The sequence below is a fragment of the Marinobacter sp. bablab_jr008 genome, from assembly GCF_016464145.1.
Classification (GTDB): Bacteria; Pseudomonadota; Gammaproteobacteria; order Pseudomonadales; family Oleiphilaceae; genus Marinobacter; species Marinobacter nauticus.
In genome coordinates, this window is sequence record NZ_JACDWW010000073.1 from 25,212 (window position 1) to 40,686 (window position 15,475).

Below are 15,475 nucleotides of genomic sequence, written 5' to 3' on the forward strand. Positions count from 1 at the left end.
CGCCTTCATTCCGCAGCCGCGCGTGCTGTTGGCGTTATTCCGAAATCTGAATGTCCGCTTTGCGACCAAGGTGAAAGAAGAGCTGGAGTACATTCCCGCACAGTTGAAGGTGCTGGAATACTGGCAGGAAAAAGCCGTCTTCGAGCAGGGTGGCCAGGAGCATATTGTGGCTGCACCGCGCTCAGCCCACCCACTGGGCAAATGCATTGCGACACCGTCACTGCGGGCTTACCTGATTACCTCCAAATACGCCGACGGCCTGCCCTTGTACCGCCAGGAGCAAATGCTCAAGCGCCTGGGACACGAAGTCAGCCGAACCAGCATGGCGCACTGGATCATCCGCCTGAACGACGTGTTCAAACCGCTGATGACCCTGATGCGGGAAACCCAGAATGGCAGTAATTACCTGCAAGCTGATGAAACCCGGATCCAGGTGCTCAAGGAAATATTCCTACAGCGATGAACTCACACCTTATGCCGGGCTGATATATGACTTTGATCACCGGTTCAGTGGCTATGTCAGCTATACCGAAATTTTTCAGACTCAGAACGTACGTTCCACAAACGGCTCTCTGCTTGATCCTATCACCGGCCGCAACTATGAGCTGGGCTTGAAAGCGACGCTGGCGGATGCGCTGGACATGAACGTGGCCGTTTTCAGGAGTGAACAGGACGGCCTGGGTGAAGCCATTCCGGGTGAAACGGTGAGCGGTCGCCCGGACACCCAGGCGTATCGGGCCGCCGATGGCGCCACCGTTGAAGGGCTTGAAACCGAGCTGGTTGGGCAATTGGCGCCGGGCTGGAACCTCAATGCCAGCTTTACTCTGGCAAATCCGAAAAATGCAGATGGGGATCGCATGAATACCACACACCCTCACCGGCAAGCCAAACTGTTTACCAGCTATCAATTTACCGGTAACTGGCGTCCGCTTCGCCTTGGCGGAGGCCTGCGCTGGCAGAGTGACATCTACCGGGATACTCGAGGACCGGCAGGCACAACACGTGTTACCCAGGGCAGTTACTCCGTGATAGACCTGATGGCCCGTTACGACTTTACTCCTGATATCAGTGCTCAACTGAACCTGAACAACGTGTTAGACAAGGAGTACCACGATCAGGTCGGATTTTATAGCCAGGCCTGGTGGGGCGCACCACGCAACCTTCGCTTGTCACTGAGCTACGACTTTTAAGTGGTAACAAGCCCCTGCTGATATCTGTAGCTCATGGCCGACAGATAAGTCTGCCGTGAGCCATCGACGCAGATATGAAGTCAGCTCGTTGATAGGTGAGTAATAATGTCCTCAATGGGACAACTCAAACCCGACAATTTGAAGTCGCTCAAAAGCGTGCGACAATGGCGTTTCATCGAAATACTGATGCGCGGAACAAAGGTCGAAGTGTCCGAATTTGGTCAATCCATTCCAGACACATCTGTGCCCAAAAATGGCGTTAATCGGTGAAAACCGCTCAGGATAAGGGCTTCATGCAATCAGGTCTTCTTACTGTATCTGCTTGAACAGTCTCGAATCAGCCCCTATTATGCCGTTCAGCCCCGACCAGAATCTGTGCACTCCGGAGGCAAAGGTCATAGGTTCGAATCCTATCGGGCGCGCCATGAATATCAAGGACTTGCGTGAGAGCGCAGGTCCTTTTTTTTTGGTTTGTGCCCAAATGGTGCCCTGACAGTGCTCGGCGTTCACTGGCTGATCAGTAAATTGGCGGGCACAACGACGCTCACCAGCTGTTAACGCGTCTTTCAAGGTACCGGATTGAATCGATAATTTCCCCAAAGCTCGGAGGTGTTGAGTACATCATGCCCGCACCCACCATTTTTTCATAATCAGCACGCAAGCTTTCCAGAGTATCCGTCTCCGGCAATAGCTTCAGCCGCCCATCCAGACATGCGTCATAGTTCGCGTAGCCCGTATGAAAGAAAACTTTCTTGTGTCGGACAACCTCCTCAAACAGTTCCCGGTTTTCAACGGCTGACTGACCGGCAGGATGTGCTGAAAGCATGACCAAGTCGTACCAATGCCTGGAAAGCCTTTCAGCACTCTCCCTATGCTTGCCCCTGTTGCATTCGACATGTATGAGCGTGACTTTCTCCCAGAAGGTCCGTTCCGGAGATAGAACCACGACCTCACTGCTCGGATAGACCAGGCCTTGCGTTAGCTCGGCGATGTACGGGGAGACTGTATGAGTTTCGTTGGGATCGATAACGTTCCTGCCACCCAGCTCAATGAGTACCTGGGAACGGATGTATTCGTCCGTACCCTCTACAACCGATGGGTAAGTGACCCAGATCTTTTCACCGCCATCGTCCAACTCAACGGTATGCTGCTCAGCCGTTGGCAATTTGGCCAGCTCACTTTCGAGGTATGGAACAACCACTTCGGTCGCATAGGCCAGGACATAACTTTTCAGTCGGTCACTGAACTGCTTGGTTTTGGTCCGACTCACCCCCTCCGCGAAAGGATCAAAGCCCTCATCGAAGGCCCGGTAATCCAACGTGATATCAACGTCCTCGGAAAAGCGATCAATGACACCGTATACCTTGGAGAGTGATGTACCTCCTTTGAAAGCCATCGGATGCGTTCCAGGCATGGAGAACAGAGCCTGCAAGGTCCAGCAGACCCATATATCCTTCTCCAGCACCGAGGCTCCGCGAGCCAGTTGAGGCGCAACAGTTTGAAGGATATCGCTTTGTTCTTCTGCGGACAGGTCGAGAAACACCTGCTCAGCCACGGGCACGCCCTGTCTCATATTGCCTGAACGCCTCGCTCATCCACGCTGGCATACGTGAGGAAAGCAGCGTCTCGAACTCTTCTTCGCTCAGTCTTTCCTGGATCCGCTTCACTACCTCGGTGCTGATATTGTTTTTACCCAGATACCAAAGCGCGGAGAGGGCCAAACCCGGCTTTTTGCCTGCATGCTGAAGCTTCCTCTGACTGCTGGTGTGCATGAGCTTCACCTTAAGGTTTCCGATGCGAATTTCACGTGTAGGTCCATTGGTGTAGTAGACCGGCGTCGTTGGCATCTGAGTACTGAGCTTGAAGCGGCGAGCCGCTTCCGCCCCATGGACCTGAACGGTCTCTCCATGGTCCCTCGCGATCACCTCGACCACGCGTGAAACATCCGGCATGACATTGCCGACAAACCGGCTTTTTTTGGGGCGGACGAAAACACCCCGTGCGACCCGTTGGATAGCGCCTTCTTCTACGAGCCTGGACAGGGCTTTGTCGACAGCAGCACGCGACCCCAGCCTCAGGAAACGGCTGTTGGTAAAAGGTTCACCTTGCGGAACTTTGGCGATCTGGCGCTGAATAGACTCTGTAACGGACATGGCATTCACCTTTAAACAGATGTCAGAAAAACTACCATTTTTTCTGACATAGTTCAAAATATAATCGGCGCTTGCCTACAACGACTGCGACACGACATGCGCATTAGCTTGATGACGATATCTTGCTGTGTTCTTGAGCTCATAGTTTAGCCGGCCGTTGGTGCTGAAGAGTGCCCACCTTCTTTGCTAGGTAGTACTGACACCATCGGGAATTCCGGCTGGCTTCCGGGCTAAAAGAACGTGTCGAACTCAAGCAGCATAACTATGGAGTGGGCGGCCCAGCGATTGGCGGAGGTACAAACGCAAGCTATGGTCGCAAAGCGAACATTCGAAGTGGTGCCCAGAGCGCCATCTTCCAGCCGTAAAAGGCCAGGGATTTCGTTGAGACCGAAACCCAGCTACTGCGCCGTTTTCACAAACTTCAGCCTATCAAACTCGCCAGTTACTACGCGTCTGTTAAGTAAAAGTATTTGAAGGCTTCTCGATCACTCTACCTTTAGATTTTGCTGGTATTGCAGCATTTGCTCCATCATCAGCTGCATTTGATCCATGCGCTCCTGCATCATCTGAATTTGTTGCTCGTTAGACAGACTACCACCATTCTTTGATTTACCGCCGCCGTTCATCATGTGCTGACCTCCCATCATGCCGTTTTGTCCACGCATCATGCCGGGGCCCATCATACCGTGATGCATAAAACCCATTTGCTCTTGCATCGCCTCCCTGTGTTCTCGCATCAATCGTTGCCGTTCTTGCGGTGAAGCTTCATCAGGAATGCGTTGCATCAGCTGGTTCATGTGAGACCAGTTCTGGTGCATCTGTTGCATTTGCTCCTGATCCATCATCATGCCAGGACCATGCCCTTGCCATGAGCCTTGATCACCATGCGCTAGCACGAATGCAGGAAAAACCAACAACGCAGCGGTTGCTGTAAGTCCTTTAAATGAAATCATAAAGTTTACCCTCGAAATAAAATTAGACGTCCACACCATCGCACTTATCATTGTAGATCTTTATCCAGACAAACGCCGATTTTGACGACTACTAGTGTAGATTAGTTATTGACCCTGTAGTGGCTACAGGGTTTTAAATTGCATCATTTGTACGAAAACCGGAGCCGAGAAAATGAGCAAACCCTGCAATGGGCAGTGTGGTAGTGAAGACTCTGTCGTAGATGACAAGTTTCAGGGACGCGCCACCGCCGAAACAGGTAGCCAGCTAAGCACCTACAAAATACCAAAAATGGATTGTCCCTCGGAAGAGCGAATGATTCGAATGGCACTGACTGGCGTTGAAAACATTCAGTCGCTGTCATTCGATTTATCGGGTCGTACATTGGAAATTATCCACCATGGAGAAACCGGTCCTATTACCAGCAAACTGGAAAACCTGGGCCTGGGTGCTTCCTTGCAGCGGACAGAAGACGCCAGCGCTGAATCCGTCAGAGCGGCTGAATCTTCTAAGGCCAACGAAAGCGGAGAATCCGGCACTTTATGGATACTGCTGGCAATCAACGCTCTGATGTTTCTGGTCGAGATGACGATGGGCCTGATCGCCCAGTCTGCTGGCCTGATTGCAGACTCGCTAGACATGCTTGCCGATGCCGCCGTCTACGGTCTCGCACTTTACGCCGTTGGACACGGAATCAAAATGCAGGTCAGAGCGGCGCATGTGGCTGGCATCCTCCAGCTTATCCTTGCCGCTGGGGTATTGGTTGAAGTTGGCAGGCGCTTTCTGTTTGGGAGTGATCCCCAGTCGTTAATGATGATGGCCGTCGCATCTGTTGCTCTCATCGCGAATATCAGTTGCCTTCTTCTGATCGCAAAACACCGTGAGGGCGGTGCTCACATGAAAGCCAGCTGGATATTTTCAGCAAACGACGTGGTCATCAACCTGGGTGTAATACTTGCGGGGCTGCTCGTTGCCTGGACCGGTACCAACTACCCAGATCTGATTATTGGGGGAATTGTTGGTGCCATCGTATTGATGGGTGCCAAACGCATACTGGCACTGAAAGGCTGAACCATTCGGAGTCAAATGGTCGATTATTGGCCCGTCGTTGGCATTTCAGGGGGAGTAAACATCGATGCACAGTGAATTGAAGGCGTCCGATCTTACGGAGCTTGAGGCGACACGCAGGGCGGAAGGCGCAGGCGATTTCCAGACAGCCTTCACCCATCTGGAACGTGCCCATATCCTCAGCCAGAGGTATGCTCTGGCGCACGCTGCAACCCACTTACGGATGCTCAGACTGGGTTGGCGAACAAGAGACGTTCGTGAAGTGCTGGGGCAGTCTATTCGAACCATTGCCGCCCTGGTCTTTTCCCGAATTTAGGTTCCGTTGGGAAACACTGGTGCAAACATCAGCGCATTTGCACCCATGCCGGTGCCCGAGGATTTGGCAGTGGTGCTTTCGGAGGCGGAGGGAAGGCGTGACTAGAATGTTCGCTTTTGTTTAATAGGAACTCTTTCATCCACCGACAGCTAGGTCATCTACGCTACGCATACTCTTACGTTACGGCAGACCTACGTTTTAAGTCGTGTCGGTGCGCCCGGTCGAAAGCCCCGCTCAACCCTGTGAAGCCAATCAGGCAGCGACTCTGGCACGTTCAGAATGGGTTGTAGCTGTTAATCTACGAAGACTTCTAGTGGCTCTGGGTTGCAAAATCGATCCAAGTCAGGCATTTAAACGCACGTATAGGTACCCCCGCCCTTTAGACCAGTCGGATTTATGAAAAGCGTTGTTGTATTTTCTTATATCGTCGTCTTCTTCGCCGTTTTCTCACTTGCTAACGACACTGCGGCTGCTAGCACCATAAAGCAGTCAACCAGTGGCCTGTGCCATCCGCCGCAAAGCAGCTGGTATGACCGGACTCGGACCTACAAGCCCTTCGATACCGTTGAGGCGTGCCTAGATGCTGGAGGGCGATTGCCCAAGGGGATCTCGTTAGCATCCCTGGATCAAGCCAAACGCTCCGATGACGCCTCCTCAGGCGCTATGGCGAGGTACCAGCGGTCGGCCTTTGGTCACGGTTGGGACGACGCGGATGGTGACTGCCGAAATAGTCGAGCAGAGGCTCTGATCGCCAGTTCTACCACTCAAGTTCACTTTGCGACAGATCGTGGGTGTCGGGTGGTTGCCGGTCGCTGGGTGAGCGCCTTCACTGGTAACGTCATCCAAAACGCCTCGAATATCGACATTGATCACGTGGTGCCACTTGCCTGGTCCTGGGATCGCGGAGCTCGCGAGTGGCCCGGAGAGACGCGATTGCGGTTTGCTAATGATCCTGTGAACTTGCTGCCGGTTGAGGCTTGCCTGAATCTGCAAGGGCGCTAAAGGGCCGGACGAATGGCTGCCACCGGCGGGTCAGTGTGGCTATGTGGCCCGGTTTGTTCGGGTGGTGAAGCTGTATGATCTCAAACCCTCGACAGCGGAGTCGGCCTGGTTTCAAGAGTTTCTCAAGGAGTGTAGCCGTTGAATCAGTCGCTCAGCATCACAAACCTCCACGGAATCGCGGGGCCACTGTCTCTATCCAACCAGGCTATTTTTCTGGTGCCGAACTTGCGCATCTGCTGGGCGTCGCTTGGATGACTATGAGCGACTGGTTAGCGAACATTCAAAGTAGTGTCGGTCACAGCCCGGAGTTACCTGGGTCCGTGATTGAATGGATTGGCCTGCTTCTGGGGCTCCATAAAGCCTTGGAGCGCCTGACACCGATGGATCATACAGAGATGGCGAAAGAGTGGTTCTTGAAAGCCGTCAATCTTTGGGGCCTCAACGGCACCCGGGTCATGCCCTTGCCTGAGCCAGTGCCATTCGTACATTCATCGGGCTGGGGCAGAGATTTGGGTAGCGCTAGAGCCACAGGTGATTCATCAGCTTGCTTACGAGCCTACATCTGAGCCCCCGTCTTCAAACAAAGAGTTCCGTTCCGGTGATTCGGACATATGGTCGAACGACCCTGAGATGACCAGCATGACCGCAGTGCCATACGCGAGGGACGGTTCATTTTTTTGTCGTAAAGGATCTTGTATTCCTGGTAAATACATCGTTCAAGGGAAACAGGATACTCAGGAGTTTTCCGACTATGACGAGGCACTCGATTATCTTCGAAATATGGCGGTCGCTCGCTGGGGTAGACCTTTATCTGCCAACCAATATGAAATCGTGAGTGCTGTCGAATGGAGAGCTCTCATCGAAGATTAGTAAAGTGACTTACGACTATCCGAGGAGGGTGTTTTCAAAAGTTTCCTGTGTCCGTGGTCGAACATAACTTTTTCAGTGCAAAGGTCAAAATTCCACGGCCGGAAAAAATGCCCTAGAAACCGTGGACACACCATGGACACAATTTGGACACAGCCAAATAAAAAGGGCCTACGTTCTCACGTAAGCCCTTGAAAAATATGGCGCGCCCGATAGGATTCGAACCTATGACCTTTGCCTCCGGAGGGCAACGCTCTATCCAGCTGAGCTACGGGCGCATTCGAAACAACGAGTGCTCGTCAATTTCGAGTGCGCAATCTTACGTGTGCCGGCGGCTTCTGTCCAGCCCCGGCCATTAAGCGTTTCGTTCAGATTCGAGGTAGCCGCTGGTCTGGCGTCAGGTTGACCAGATTTTGCTCGTTGCTGATGGTCACTTCGCCATCCTGGATGCTTACCTGCAAGGTCATGGACCGTTCTGCCAGGGCCGCCAGTGCGGCTGTTCCTTCTGCCGGAAGGTCGACAATAGTAAGGTTGCTAAATCTTTCCAGCTTGTTATGGTGCTTGTCCCACCACACCGGCACCGCACGCCCGCCGTAGGTATAGAGAATGACCTGGTTGGCCTTGTTGCAGGCCTTGCGCAGGCGGTCTTCCTCGGGCAGGCCCAGTTCCACCCAGAGTTCGATGTCTCCGGTCAGGGATTTTTGCCAGAGTTCCGGCTCGTCGTCTGTGCTCAGGCCTTTGGTAAATTCCAGGTTATCGTTGGCGTTGAGGGCGAAGGCCAGCAGCCGGATCATCATCCGCTCGTCGGTTTCAGAGGGATGGCGGGCAACGGTCAGATGGTGGTCGGCGTAGTAGTGCCGGTCCATATCGGCGATATGGAGGGTGGCTTTGAAGATGGTGGCTTTCAGTGCCATTGAATGAATAGTCCTGTGGTCTTTGGGCGGGTCAGGGCGTTAGTGTAGAGCATATTGAGCGTGGCGGGGCATAGCAGCATGGTGTTGTTGCGGGGTTTTCTGGTTCTGGTGGTGTTTTTTCTGCTGGGTGAGGCATTGCGGGTACTGGTCGGCCTGCCCATCAGTGGTGGCGTGCTGGGGATGGTGATGGTCACGGCCACTCTGATGTTGAGGGGGCGGGTCAGTGATCAGTTGGCGGAAGCCAGTCGCGGGCTGATCTCGGTGCTGGTGCTGCTGATTTCACCGGGTGTTGTCGGGGTGTTCTTTATTGCCGATCGCTTTGCGGGCCACTGGTTTTCCGTTGCAGTGGCTTTGGTTGCGGGTACCTTGCTGAGTTCCGTGACCACGCTGTGGCTGATGAAGAAAACAGCGGGAGATCGCACCCGGGGGCACAGTCATGACTGAGTTCAACGGACGAATGCAGGAATTGCTGTTGGTCTGGACCACAGGCCCGATGCTCTCCATTGCCCTGACGCTGGCGGCGTTTATGGCGGCAAACTGGTTGTTCGCGAAGGTGGGACGCCCCCTGTGGATGCCGCCGGTATTGATGGCGGCGGTGATTCTGGCGGCGGCGGTGGCGGCCAGTGGTATTGGCTATGAAACCTATCAGCAGGGGGCGCGCTGGTTAACGGTATTGTTGGGCCCGGCGACGGTGGCCCTGGGTGTGCCTTTGTATCAGCAGATGCACCATATTCGCGCGCTCTGGCGGCCAATTCTGTGCACCTTGCCACTGGCGGCCAGTCTGGCGGCTGTCTATGCGGTGGGTATTGCCTGGCTGATGGACGCTCCGCTTTCCATACTGGCGTCGCTGGCGCCGAAGTCGGTTACCGCGCCCATTGCCATGGGTATTGCGGAACAGCTGGGTGGCTCGGTTGCACTCACCCTCGGCGGTCTGCTGATTACCGGCGTACTGGCCTCGGTATTTGTGGACTGGGGTGCCAAATGGATGAAGATTTCCGATGACCGGATGGTGGGTTTTGCCCTGGGGCTTAATGGTCATGCCATTGGCACTGCCCGGGCGTTTGAGATCAGCCCCACGGCGGGCGCTTTTGCCTCCCTGGGGATGGGATTGACGGGTGTGTTTACGGCGCTGTTTTTGCCTTTTGTCTTTCCGTTCTGAGGCTGCTGCTTTTTGGGTCATTCACCATACGAATAGGTCCATGTTGCAATTTCGATTGCCGTAAGGGTTTTCCGAGACTAGCTTGTTTGCCAGGCAATCGGTGCCGTCCTGCACCGATGTTCCGTGAAAATTCCTAAAACAGCGACGGAAAACGCGATGAAAAAAATACTGGCAGCTTTTGTTGGCTCCATGGCCCTGGCGTCTGCGCCTCTGGCCCTGGCAGCCGATGCGACCAAAGAACTGAAAATGGCGTACGACGCCGATCCAGTTACCCTCGATATTCATGAGCAGTTGTCTGGCGGCATTCTGCAGTTGTCTCACATGACCTTTGATCCGCTGTTGCGCTGGACCAAAGATCTGGGTTTCGAGCCGCGCCTGGCAGAAAGCTGGGAGCGTGTGGACGACAAAACCATGCGCTTCAAGCTGCGCGAGGGTGTGAAGTTCCATTCCGGTAACGAACTGACCACGGCCGACGTGAAGTTCACCTTTGAGCGACTGAAGGAAAGCCAGGACTTCAAGGCGATTTTCAAACCCTTCAGCGCCATCAATGTGATCGACGATTACACCTTCGAGCTGGTCACCAGCGAGCCTTACCCTCTGCTGCTGAACACCGCCACCTACATTTTCCCGCTGGACAGTGAGTTCTATTCCGGCCAGACCGAAGATGGCAAAGACAAGGACGCCATCCTCAAGCACGGCAACTCCTTCGCTTCCGAGAACCTGTCCGGCACCGGTCCTTACACGGTAACCGAGCGTAAACAGGGCGTGCGTGTCGAGTTCGAGCGTTTCGATGATTACTGGGATACTGAGTCTCCGGGCAACGTGGGCAAGATCGTGCTGACTCCCATCAAGGAAAACGCTACCCGGGTATCCGCCCTGCTGTCTGGCGGTGTCGACTTCATCGCTCCGGTTCCACCCAATGATCTGGACCGCATCAAGCGCGACCGCAACAGCGAACTGGTGACCATGAGCGGCACCCGTATCATCCTGTTCCATATGAATCAGGAGCGGGTTGAAGCCTTCAAGAACCCGAAAGTTCGCCAGGCCATCGCCTACGCCATCAACCAGGAAGGTATTGCTGCCAAGATCATGAAAGGCTTTGCCACGCCGGCAGCACAGATGTCGCCAGCGGGTTACCAGGGCCATAACGAAAACCTGAAGCCTCGCTTCGATGTTGAGAAAGCCAAGCAGCTGATGAAAGAAGCCGGCTATGAGGACGGCTTTACCATCACCATGATGGCCCCCAACAACCGCTACGTGAACGACGACAAGATCGCGCAGGCAGCGGCGGCCATGCTGGCGCGCATCAACATCAAGGTGGACCTGAAAACCCTGCCGAAAGCCCAGTACTGGCCGGAGTATGATAACCGTGCCGCCGATATGATGCTGATTGGCTGGCACGCAGACACCGAGGATTCGGCCAACTTCTATGAATTCCTCACCTTCTGCCCGGATGCTGACAGCGGTGATGGCCAGTACAACGCCGGCAACTACTGCAACCCGGAAATCGATGCCCTGGTGGAAAAAGCCAACGTGGAGACCGACCTGGACAAGCGTGCGGCCATGCTGCAGGAAGTGGAACAGCGTCTGTACGACGACGCAGCCTTCGTACCGCTGCACTGGCAGGACCTGGCCTGGGCCTCCCGCAAGGGCGTGAACATCGAGCCGGTGCTCAATGTCATGAACTTCCCCTACCTGGGCGATCTGGTTATCGAATAAGGGGAGCGTGCTCCCTGAGACCCAACCTCTCTCCCGGTGCGGGAGAGAGGCTTTCACGTATTCATCAACGGTAAATCCTTCATGCTAGCGTTTTTGGTTCAGCGGATATCCCAGGCGCTGCTGGTCATGTTTGTGATCAGCATCATCGCCTTTGCCATTCAGGATGGCCTCGGGGACCCGCTTCAGGAAATGGTGGGCATGTCCGTCTCTGCCGAAGAGCGGGAAGCCATTCGTGAGGAGCTGGGGCTGAACGACCCCTTCCTGGTCCAGTACCTGCGGTTTGCGGGTAATGCCATACAGGGCGACCTGGGCAATTCCTATTTTTACAGCAAGCCGGCGCTGGAAGTGATTGCCGAACATCTGCCAGCCACCCTGGAACTGGTGATCGGCGCCAGTCTGATCATCATCTTCCTGTCGGTACCCATTGGCGTGTACGCCGCCATCCGGCCCCAGGCCTGGCTGTCCAAATTCTTCATGGGCGTGAGTACGGTCGGTATTTCCATACCGGTGTTTCTCACGGCCATTGTTCTGATTCAGTTGTTCTCCATTGGTGTGACGGTCAACTGGTTTCCGGCCGATACCGGTTGGGGCCAGTGGCTCAACGATTTCTTTACCACCGAAGGTGGGCTGCCGTCCTATGGCCGTGGTGATGACCTGGTGCACCTGTTCGGCACCTGGGAATCCGGCCTGTTTACCAGCGAAGGCCTGGCCCATCTGGTGCTGCCCTGCGTGTCGCTGGCGTCCATTATGCTGCCTCTGTTTATCCGCCTGATCCGGGCAGAGATGATGGAGGTTCTGCAAAGCGATTACATCCGCTATGCCCGGGCCAAGGGTTTGAGCGCGGGCCGTATCAATTTCCTGCATGCCCTGAAGAACACCATGCTGCCGGTGATTACCGTGGGTGGCGTACAGATCGGCATTATGGTGGCCTACACCATCCTGACCGAGACGGTGTTTCAGTGGCCGGGTCTGGGCCTGATGTTCCTGGAGGCCATCACCCGCAGCGATATTCCCCTGATTGTGGCTTACCTGATGGTAGTGGGCCTGATCTTTGTGGTGACCAACACACTGGTGGACCTGATCTACGGACTGGTCAATCCCACCGTCAAACTGACAGGTAAGAAAGCATGACAACGGCAACGGTTTCCCGCTGGGACCGCTTCCGCGAGTCCTTTTTCTGGTACAGCTTCAAACGCGACAAGGTAGCGATTGCGAGCTTTCTGGTGCTGCTGGCCATGGTGCTGGCGGCGGTGTTTGCGCCCTGGCTGGCGCCCGCCGATCCCTATGATCTGGCGCAGATCAACATCATGAACTCCGAGCTTCCACCGGTGGGCCTGGACGGCGCTGATCCCGCGTTCCCGCTGGGAACGGATGCCCAGGGCCGGGATCTGCTCTCCACCATACTTTACGGCACCCGGGTGTCGCTGATGATTGGCTTTGGTGCCGTGGTGTTGCAGGCGGCGCTGGGTATCCTGTTTGGCCTGCTGGCCGGCTATCTGGGCGGTAAGGTTGATGCCATCCTGATGCGCATTGCCGACGTGCAGCTGTCGTTCTCTACCCTGATGGTGGCGATCATTGTCGGCGCGGTGTTCAAGGCCAGTTTTGGCAACCTGATGTTCGGTGAGATTGCCATCTACATGCTGATCTTCATCATCGGCGTGGCGGAATGGCCGCAGATTGCCCGTACCGTGCGGGCCTCGGTGCTGGCGGAGAAGAAAAAGGAGTATGTGGACGCGGCCAAGGTGATGGGGTTCGGTACGCCACGCATCATGTTCCGGCACATACTGCCCAATACCCTGTCGCCCATTTTTGTGATTGCCACGGTACAGATTGCCAATGCCATTATCTCCGAAGCGGCGCTGTCGTTCCTCGGCCTTGGCATGCCGGAAACCCAGCCGTCACTGGGTTCGTTGATCAAATCCGGTTTTGACTACATCCAGAGCGGTTCCTGGTGGATCACCCTGATCCCCGGCCTGGTGCTGGTGGTGCTCGTGCTGGTCATCAATTTGTTGGGTGACTGGTTGCGGGATGTGATGAACCCACGGCTGTATAAGGGGTAACACCATGGCACTGTTGGAAGTGAAAAACCTGGATGTACGTTTCGCGGTGCGCGGTGGCGATCTGACCGCCCTGCGTCGTATTAGTTTCAGCCTGGACAAGGGCGAGCGGCTGGGCCTGGTGGGTGAATCCGGTGCCGGTAAATCAGTGGCGGCCTTCTCTATCCTGAACCTGATTGCCAAGCCCGGTTATATCGCCGGTGGCCAGATTCTGTTTGAAGGCAAAGACCTGGCCGCCATGAGCGAGCGGGAGCTGCGCAAAATTCGTGGCAACCGCATCGCCATGATTTTCCAGGATCCGATGATGACCCTGAACCCGGTGCTCACCATCGGCACCCAGATGGTGGAGGCGATCCTGGCACACCGGAAGATCAGCAAGAAAGAGGCGAGGGCCATTGCCCTGGATCGCCTGCAGAAAGTGCAGATTCCCTCGCCGGAAAAGCGGCTGGACCAGTATCCACATGAATTGTCAGGGGGCATGCGCCAGCGGGTGATCATTGCCATCGCCCTGCTGTTGGACCCGGAAATCATTATTGCCGATGAACCCACGACCGCCCTGGATGTGACCATCCAGGCCGAGATCATGGACCTGCTGCTGAACCTGTGTGAGCAGGAAAACGTGGCGCTGATGCTGATCACCCACGATCTCGGTGTGGTCTCGCAGGTGACCCAGCGCATGCTGGTCATGTACTCCGGCCGGATCATCGAACAGGGCCCGACCCGGGAAATCATCAACGATGCCCAGCATCCCTACACCCAGGGGCTGATCAACGCGCTGCCCCAGATGGGTGAGCCGGGAGCGCGGCTGTTCCAGATACCGGGCTCCATGCCATCCCTGAAGAATGTGCCTTCGGGTTGCCCGTTCCATCCCCGCTGCAACTTCGCCACCGACCAGTGCAAGCGCGCCATGCCGGAATATGTGCGTTCCGGCAACGTTGACGTCGCCTGTTACGAAGTTGCCAACCTGATTGAGCAGGAGAAACGCATGCAGGAGGCCGAATCATGACCTCCCCTCTGGTAAGTATCCGCGGTCTGGAAAAACGTTTTGACCTCTCGGGCAGCTTCCTTGAACAGCTCCGGTTTGAAGGTGGGCGTTTGCGCCGCAAACAGGAAGCGGTGCACGCCATCAATGGTGTGAACCTGGAGGTGCAGAAGGGCGAGGCGTTGTGTGTGGTCGGTGAGTCCGGTTGTGGCAAATCCACCGTCGCCCGCACCGTGATGGGGTTGCTCTCGCCGAGCGCTGGAGAAATCCACTATGGCGGCCAGCGGATTGATAATCTGGAAGGTAAGGCTGCGCTGCCCTACCGCCGCAAGATGCAGATGATCTTCCAGAATCCCTATGCTTCCCTGAATCCGCGAATGACGATTCAGCAGACCCTGGAAGAGCCGATCCGTTTCCACCATCCGGACTGGTCCCCGGTTCAGGTGCGGGACAAGATTCACGAAGTGATGCATTCGGTGGGTATCGACCCGGACTGGGGCAGTCGCTTTGGCCACGAGTTTTCCGGTGGTCAGCGCCAGCGGATTGCCATTGCCCGCGCCCTGGCGGTGGACCCGGAATTTATCGTTGCCGATGAGCCCATCTCGGCCCTGGATGTGTCTATCCAGGCCCAGGTGCTGAATCTGTTGATGGATGCCCAGGAAAGCCGTGGTCTGACCTACCTGTTCATTACCCACGATCTCGCGGTGGTAGAACACTTCGGTACCCGGGTGGCCGTCATGTACCTGGGCCGGGTGTGTGAGCTGGCAGACACCAAAACCCTGTTCGCCATGCCCCGGCATCCCTATACCCAGGCGTTGCTGTCGGCCATCCCGAAACTCGAGGATGACCGGCCCAATCACATTCGCCTTCAGGGCGAGGTGCCCACGCCGGTGAATCTGCCCTCGGGGTGCGTGTTCCACGGCCGCTGCCCCTATGCCAATGAGCGTTGCCGGCAGGAAGTTCCACAGCTGATCGCCACCGACGGCGGGGCGCAGGTGGCCTGTCACGCCGTTGAGGAAGGGCGTTTGTAACGGCCGGGCGCGCATAGGCTATCATGCCTGCAGCAACGTACCGGTTGTGATCATTGCCAAACCTCA

At 55.5% G+C, this 15,475-nt stretch carries 15 protein-coding genes, 1 tRNA gene and 2 pseudogenes; 13 read left to right on the forward strand and 5 right to left on the reverse strand.

Features of this window, described 5'->3' with window-relative positions:
- Positions 1-58: 58 nt before the first annotated feature.
- Together JIF53_RS14270 and JIF53_RS14275 are read left to right on the forward strand one after the other, a co-directional pair.
- Positions 59-445 (forward strand): annotated as a pseudogene (locus tag JIF53_RS14270) (IS66 family transposase); the annotation flags it as partial.
- The gene (locus JIF53_RS14275) at positions 417-1,190 is read left to right on the forward strand and encodes a TonB-dependent siderophore receptor (protein ID WP_023008775.1); all 774 of its coding nucleotides are present in this window, start codon (positions 417-419) and stop codon (positions 1,188-1,190) included. The pseudogene JIF53_RS14270 and the gene JIF53_RS14275, both read left to right, overlap by 29 nt.
- 544 nt (positions 1,191-1,734) lie before the next feature.
- Here the strand turns inward: JIF53_RS14275 and JIF53_RS14280 are convergent.
- The 3 genes from JIF53_RS14280 to JIF53_RS14290 all read right to left on the reverse strand — a co-directional run bounded on the left by JIF53_RS14280 (position 1,735) and on the right by JIF53_RS14290 (position 4,296).
- Positions 1,735-2,745 (reverse strand): nucleotidyl transferase AbiEii/AbiGii toxin family protein, encoded by a 1,011-nt coding sequence (locus JIF53_RS14280; RefSeq protein WP_303293793.1) that lies wholly within the window; start codon positions 2,743-2,745, stop codon positions 1,735-1,737.
- The gene (locus tag JIF53_RS14285; protein WP_199453032.1) at positions 2,738-3,343 is read right to left on the reverse strand and encodes a DUF6088 family protein; all 606 of its coding nucleotides are present in this window, start codon (positions 3,341-3,343) and stop codon (positions 2,738-2,740) included. The genes JIF53_RS14280 and JIF53_RS14285 overlap by 8 nt, the downstream gene beginning before the upstream one ends.
- Before the next feature lie 485 nt (positions 3,344-3,828).
- On the reverse strand, positions 3,829-4,296 hold the full coding sequence (locus JIF53_RS14290) for a hypothetical protein (RefSeq protein WP_041343552.1): 468 nt from the start codon (positions 4,294-4,296) through the stop codon (positions 3,829-3,831).
- Positions 4,297-4,468: 172 nt separating this feature from the next.
- On the opposite strand from JIF53_RS14290, the gene JIF53_RS14295 reads away from it, so the two are divergent.
- The 4 genes and pseudogenes from JIF53_RS14295 (at position 4,469) to JIF53_RS14310 (ending at position 7,550) form a co-directional block, all read left to right on the forward strand.
- Positions 4,469-5,365 (forward strand): cation transporter, encoded by an 897-nt coding sequence (locus tag JIF53_RS14295; RefSeq protein ID WP_011784792.1) that lies wholly within the window; start codon positions 4,469-4,471, stop codon positions 5,363-5,365.
- A 64-nt stretch (positions 5,366-5,429) separates the two neighbouring features.
- Positions 5,430-5,783 (forward strand): annotated as a pseudogene (locus JIF53_RS14300) (DUF3703 domain-containing protein).
- A gap of 489 nt (positions 5,784-6,272) precedes the next feature.
- Positions 6,273-6,680: an HNH endonuclease family protein gene (locus JIF53_RS14305; protein WP_228285573.1), complete on the forward strand. Its 408-nt coding sequence runs from the start codon at positions 6,273-6,275 to the stop codon at positions 6,678-6,680.
- 630 nt (positions 6,681-7,310) lie between these two features.
- Complete coding sequence (locus JIF53_RS14310) at positions 7,311-7,550, forward strand: hypothetical protein (protein WP_199453036.1); 240 nt, start codon at positions 7,311-7,313, stop codon at positions 7,548-7,550.
- A 198-nt stretch (positions 7,551-7,748) separates the two neighbouring features.
- On the opposite strand, the gene JIF53_RS14315 is transcribed toward JIF53_RS14310, so the two are convergent.
- Positions 7,749-7,825: transfer RNA gene (locus JIF53_RS14315), tRNA-Arg, on the reverse strand.
- A 90-nt stretch (positions 7,826-7,915) separates the two neighbouring features.
- Positions 7,916-8,461, reverse strand: coding sequence for a YaeQ family protein (locus JIF53_RS14320; RefSeq protein WP_011783991.1), 546 nt, complete (start codon positions 8,459-8,461; stop codon positions 7,916-7,918).
- 78 nt (positions 8,462-8,539) lie between these two features.
- On the opposite strand from JIF53_RS14320, the gene JIF53_RS14325 reads away from it, so the two are divergent.
- The 7 genes from JIF53_RS14325 (at position 8,540) to JIF53_RS14355 (ending at position 15,409) form a co-directional block, all read left to right on the forward strand.
- Complete coding sequence (locus JIF53_RS14325; protein WP_011783992.1) at positions 8,540-8,905, forward strand: CidA/LrgA family protein; 366 nt, start codon at positions 8,540-8,542, stop codon at positions 8,903-8,905.
- On the forward strand, positions 8,898-9,620 hold the full coding sequence (locus JIF53_RS14330) for an LrgB family protein (protein ID WP_014420317.1): 723 nt from the start codon (positions 8,898-8,900) through the stop codon (positions 9,618-9,620). Before JIF53_RS14325 ends, JIF53_RS14330 begins: the two co-directional genes overlap by 8 nt.
- 156 nt (positions 9,621-9,776) lie before the next feature.
- Positions 9,777-11,339, forward strand: coding sequence for an ABC transporter substrate-binding protein (locus tag JIF53_RS14335; RefSeq protein WP_011783994.1), 1,563 nt, complete (start codon positions 9,777-9,779; stop codon positions 11,337-11,339).
- Positions 11,340-11,420: 81 nt separating this feature from the next.
- Positions 11,421-12,470, forward strand: coding sequence for an ABC transporter permease (locus JIF53_RS14340; RefSeq protein WP_011783995.1), 1,050 nt, complete (start codon positions 11,421-11,423; stop codon positions 12,468-12,470).
- Positions 12,467-13,399: an ABC transporter permease gene (locus tag JIF53_RS14345; protein WP_011783996.1), complete on the forward strand. Its 933-nt coding sequence runs from the start codon at positions 12,467-12,469 to the stop codon at positions 13,397-13,399. The genes JIF53_RS14340 and JIF53_RS14345 overlap by 4 nt, the downstream gene beginning before the upstream one ends.
- Before the next feature lie 4 nt (positions 13,400-13,403).
- The gene (locus JIF53_RS14350) at positions 13,404-14,402 is read left to right on the forward strand and encodes an ABC transporter ATP-binding protein (protein ID WP_023008397.1); all 999 of its coding nucleotides are present in this window, start codon (positions 13,404-13,406) and stop codon (positions 14,400-14,402) included.
- Complete coding sequence (locus tag JIF53_RS14355) at positions 14,399-15,409, forward strand: ABC transporter ATP-binding protein (RefSeq protein ID WP_014420321.1); 1,011 nt, start codon at positions 14,399-14,401, stop codon at positions 15,407-15,409. Before JIF53_RS14350 ends, JIF53_RS14355 begins: the two co-directional genes overlap by 4 nt.
- Positions 15,410-15,475 lie beyond the last annotated feature (66 nt).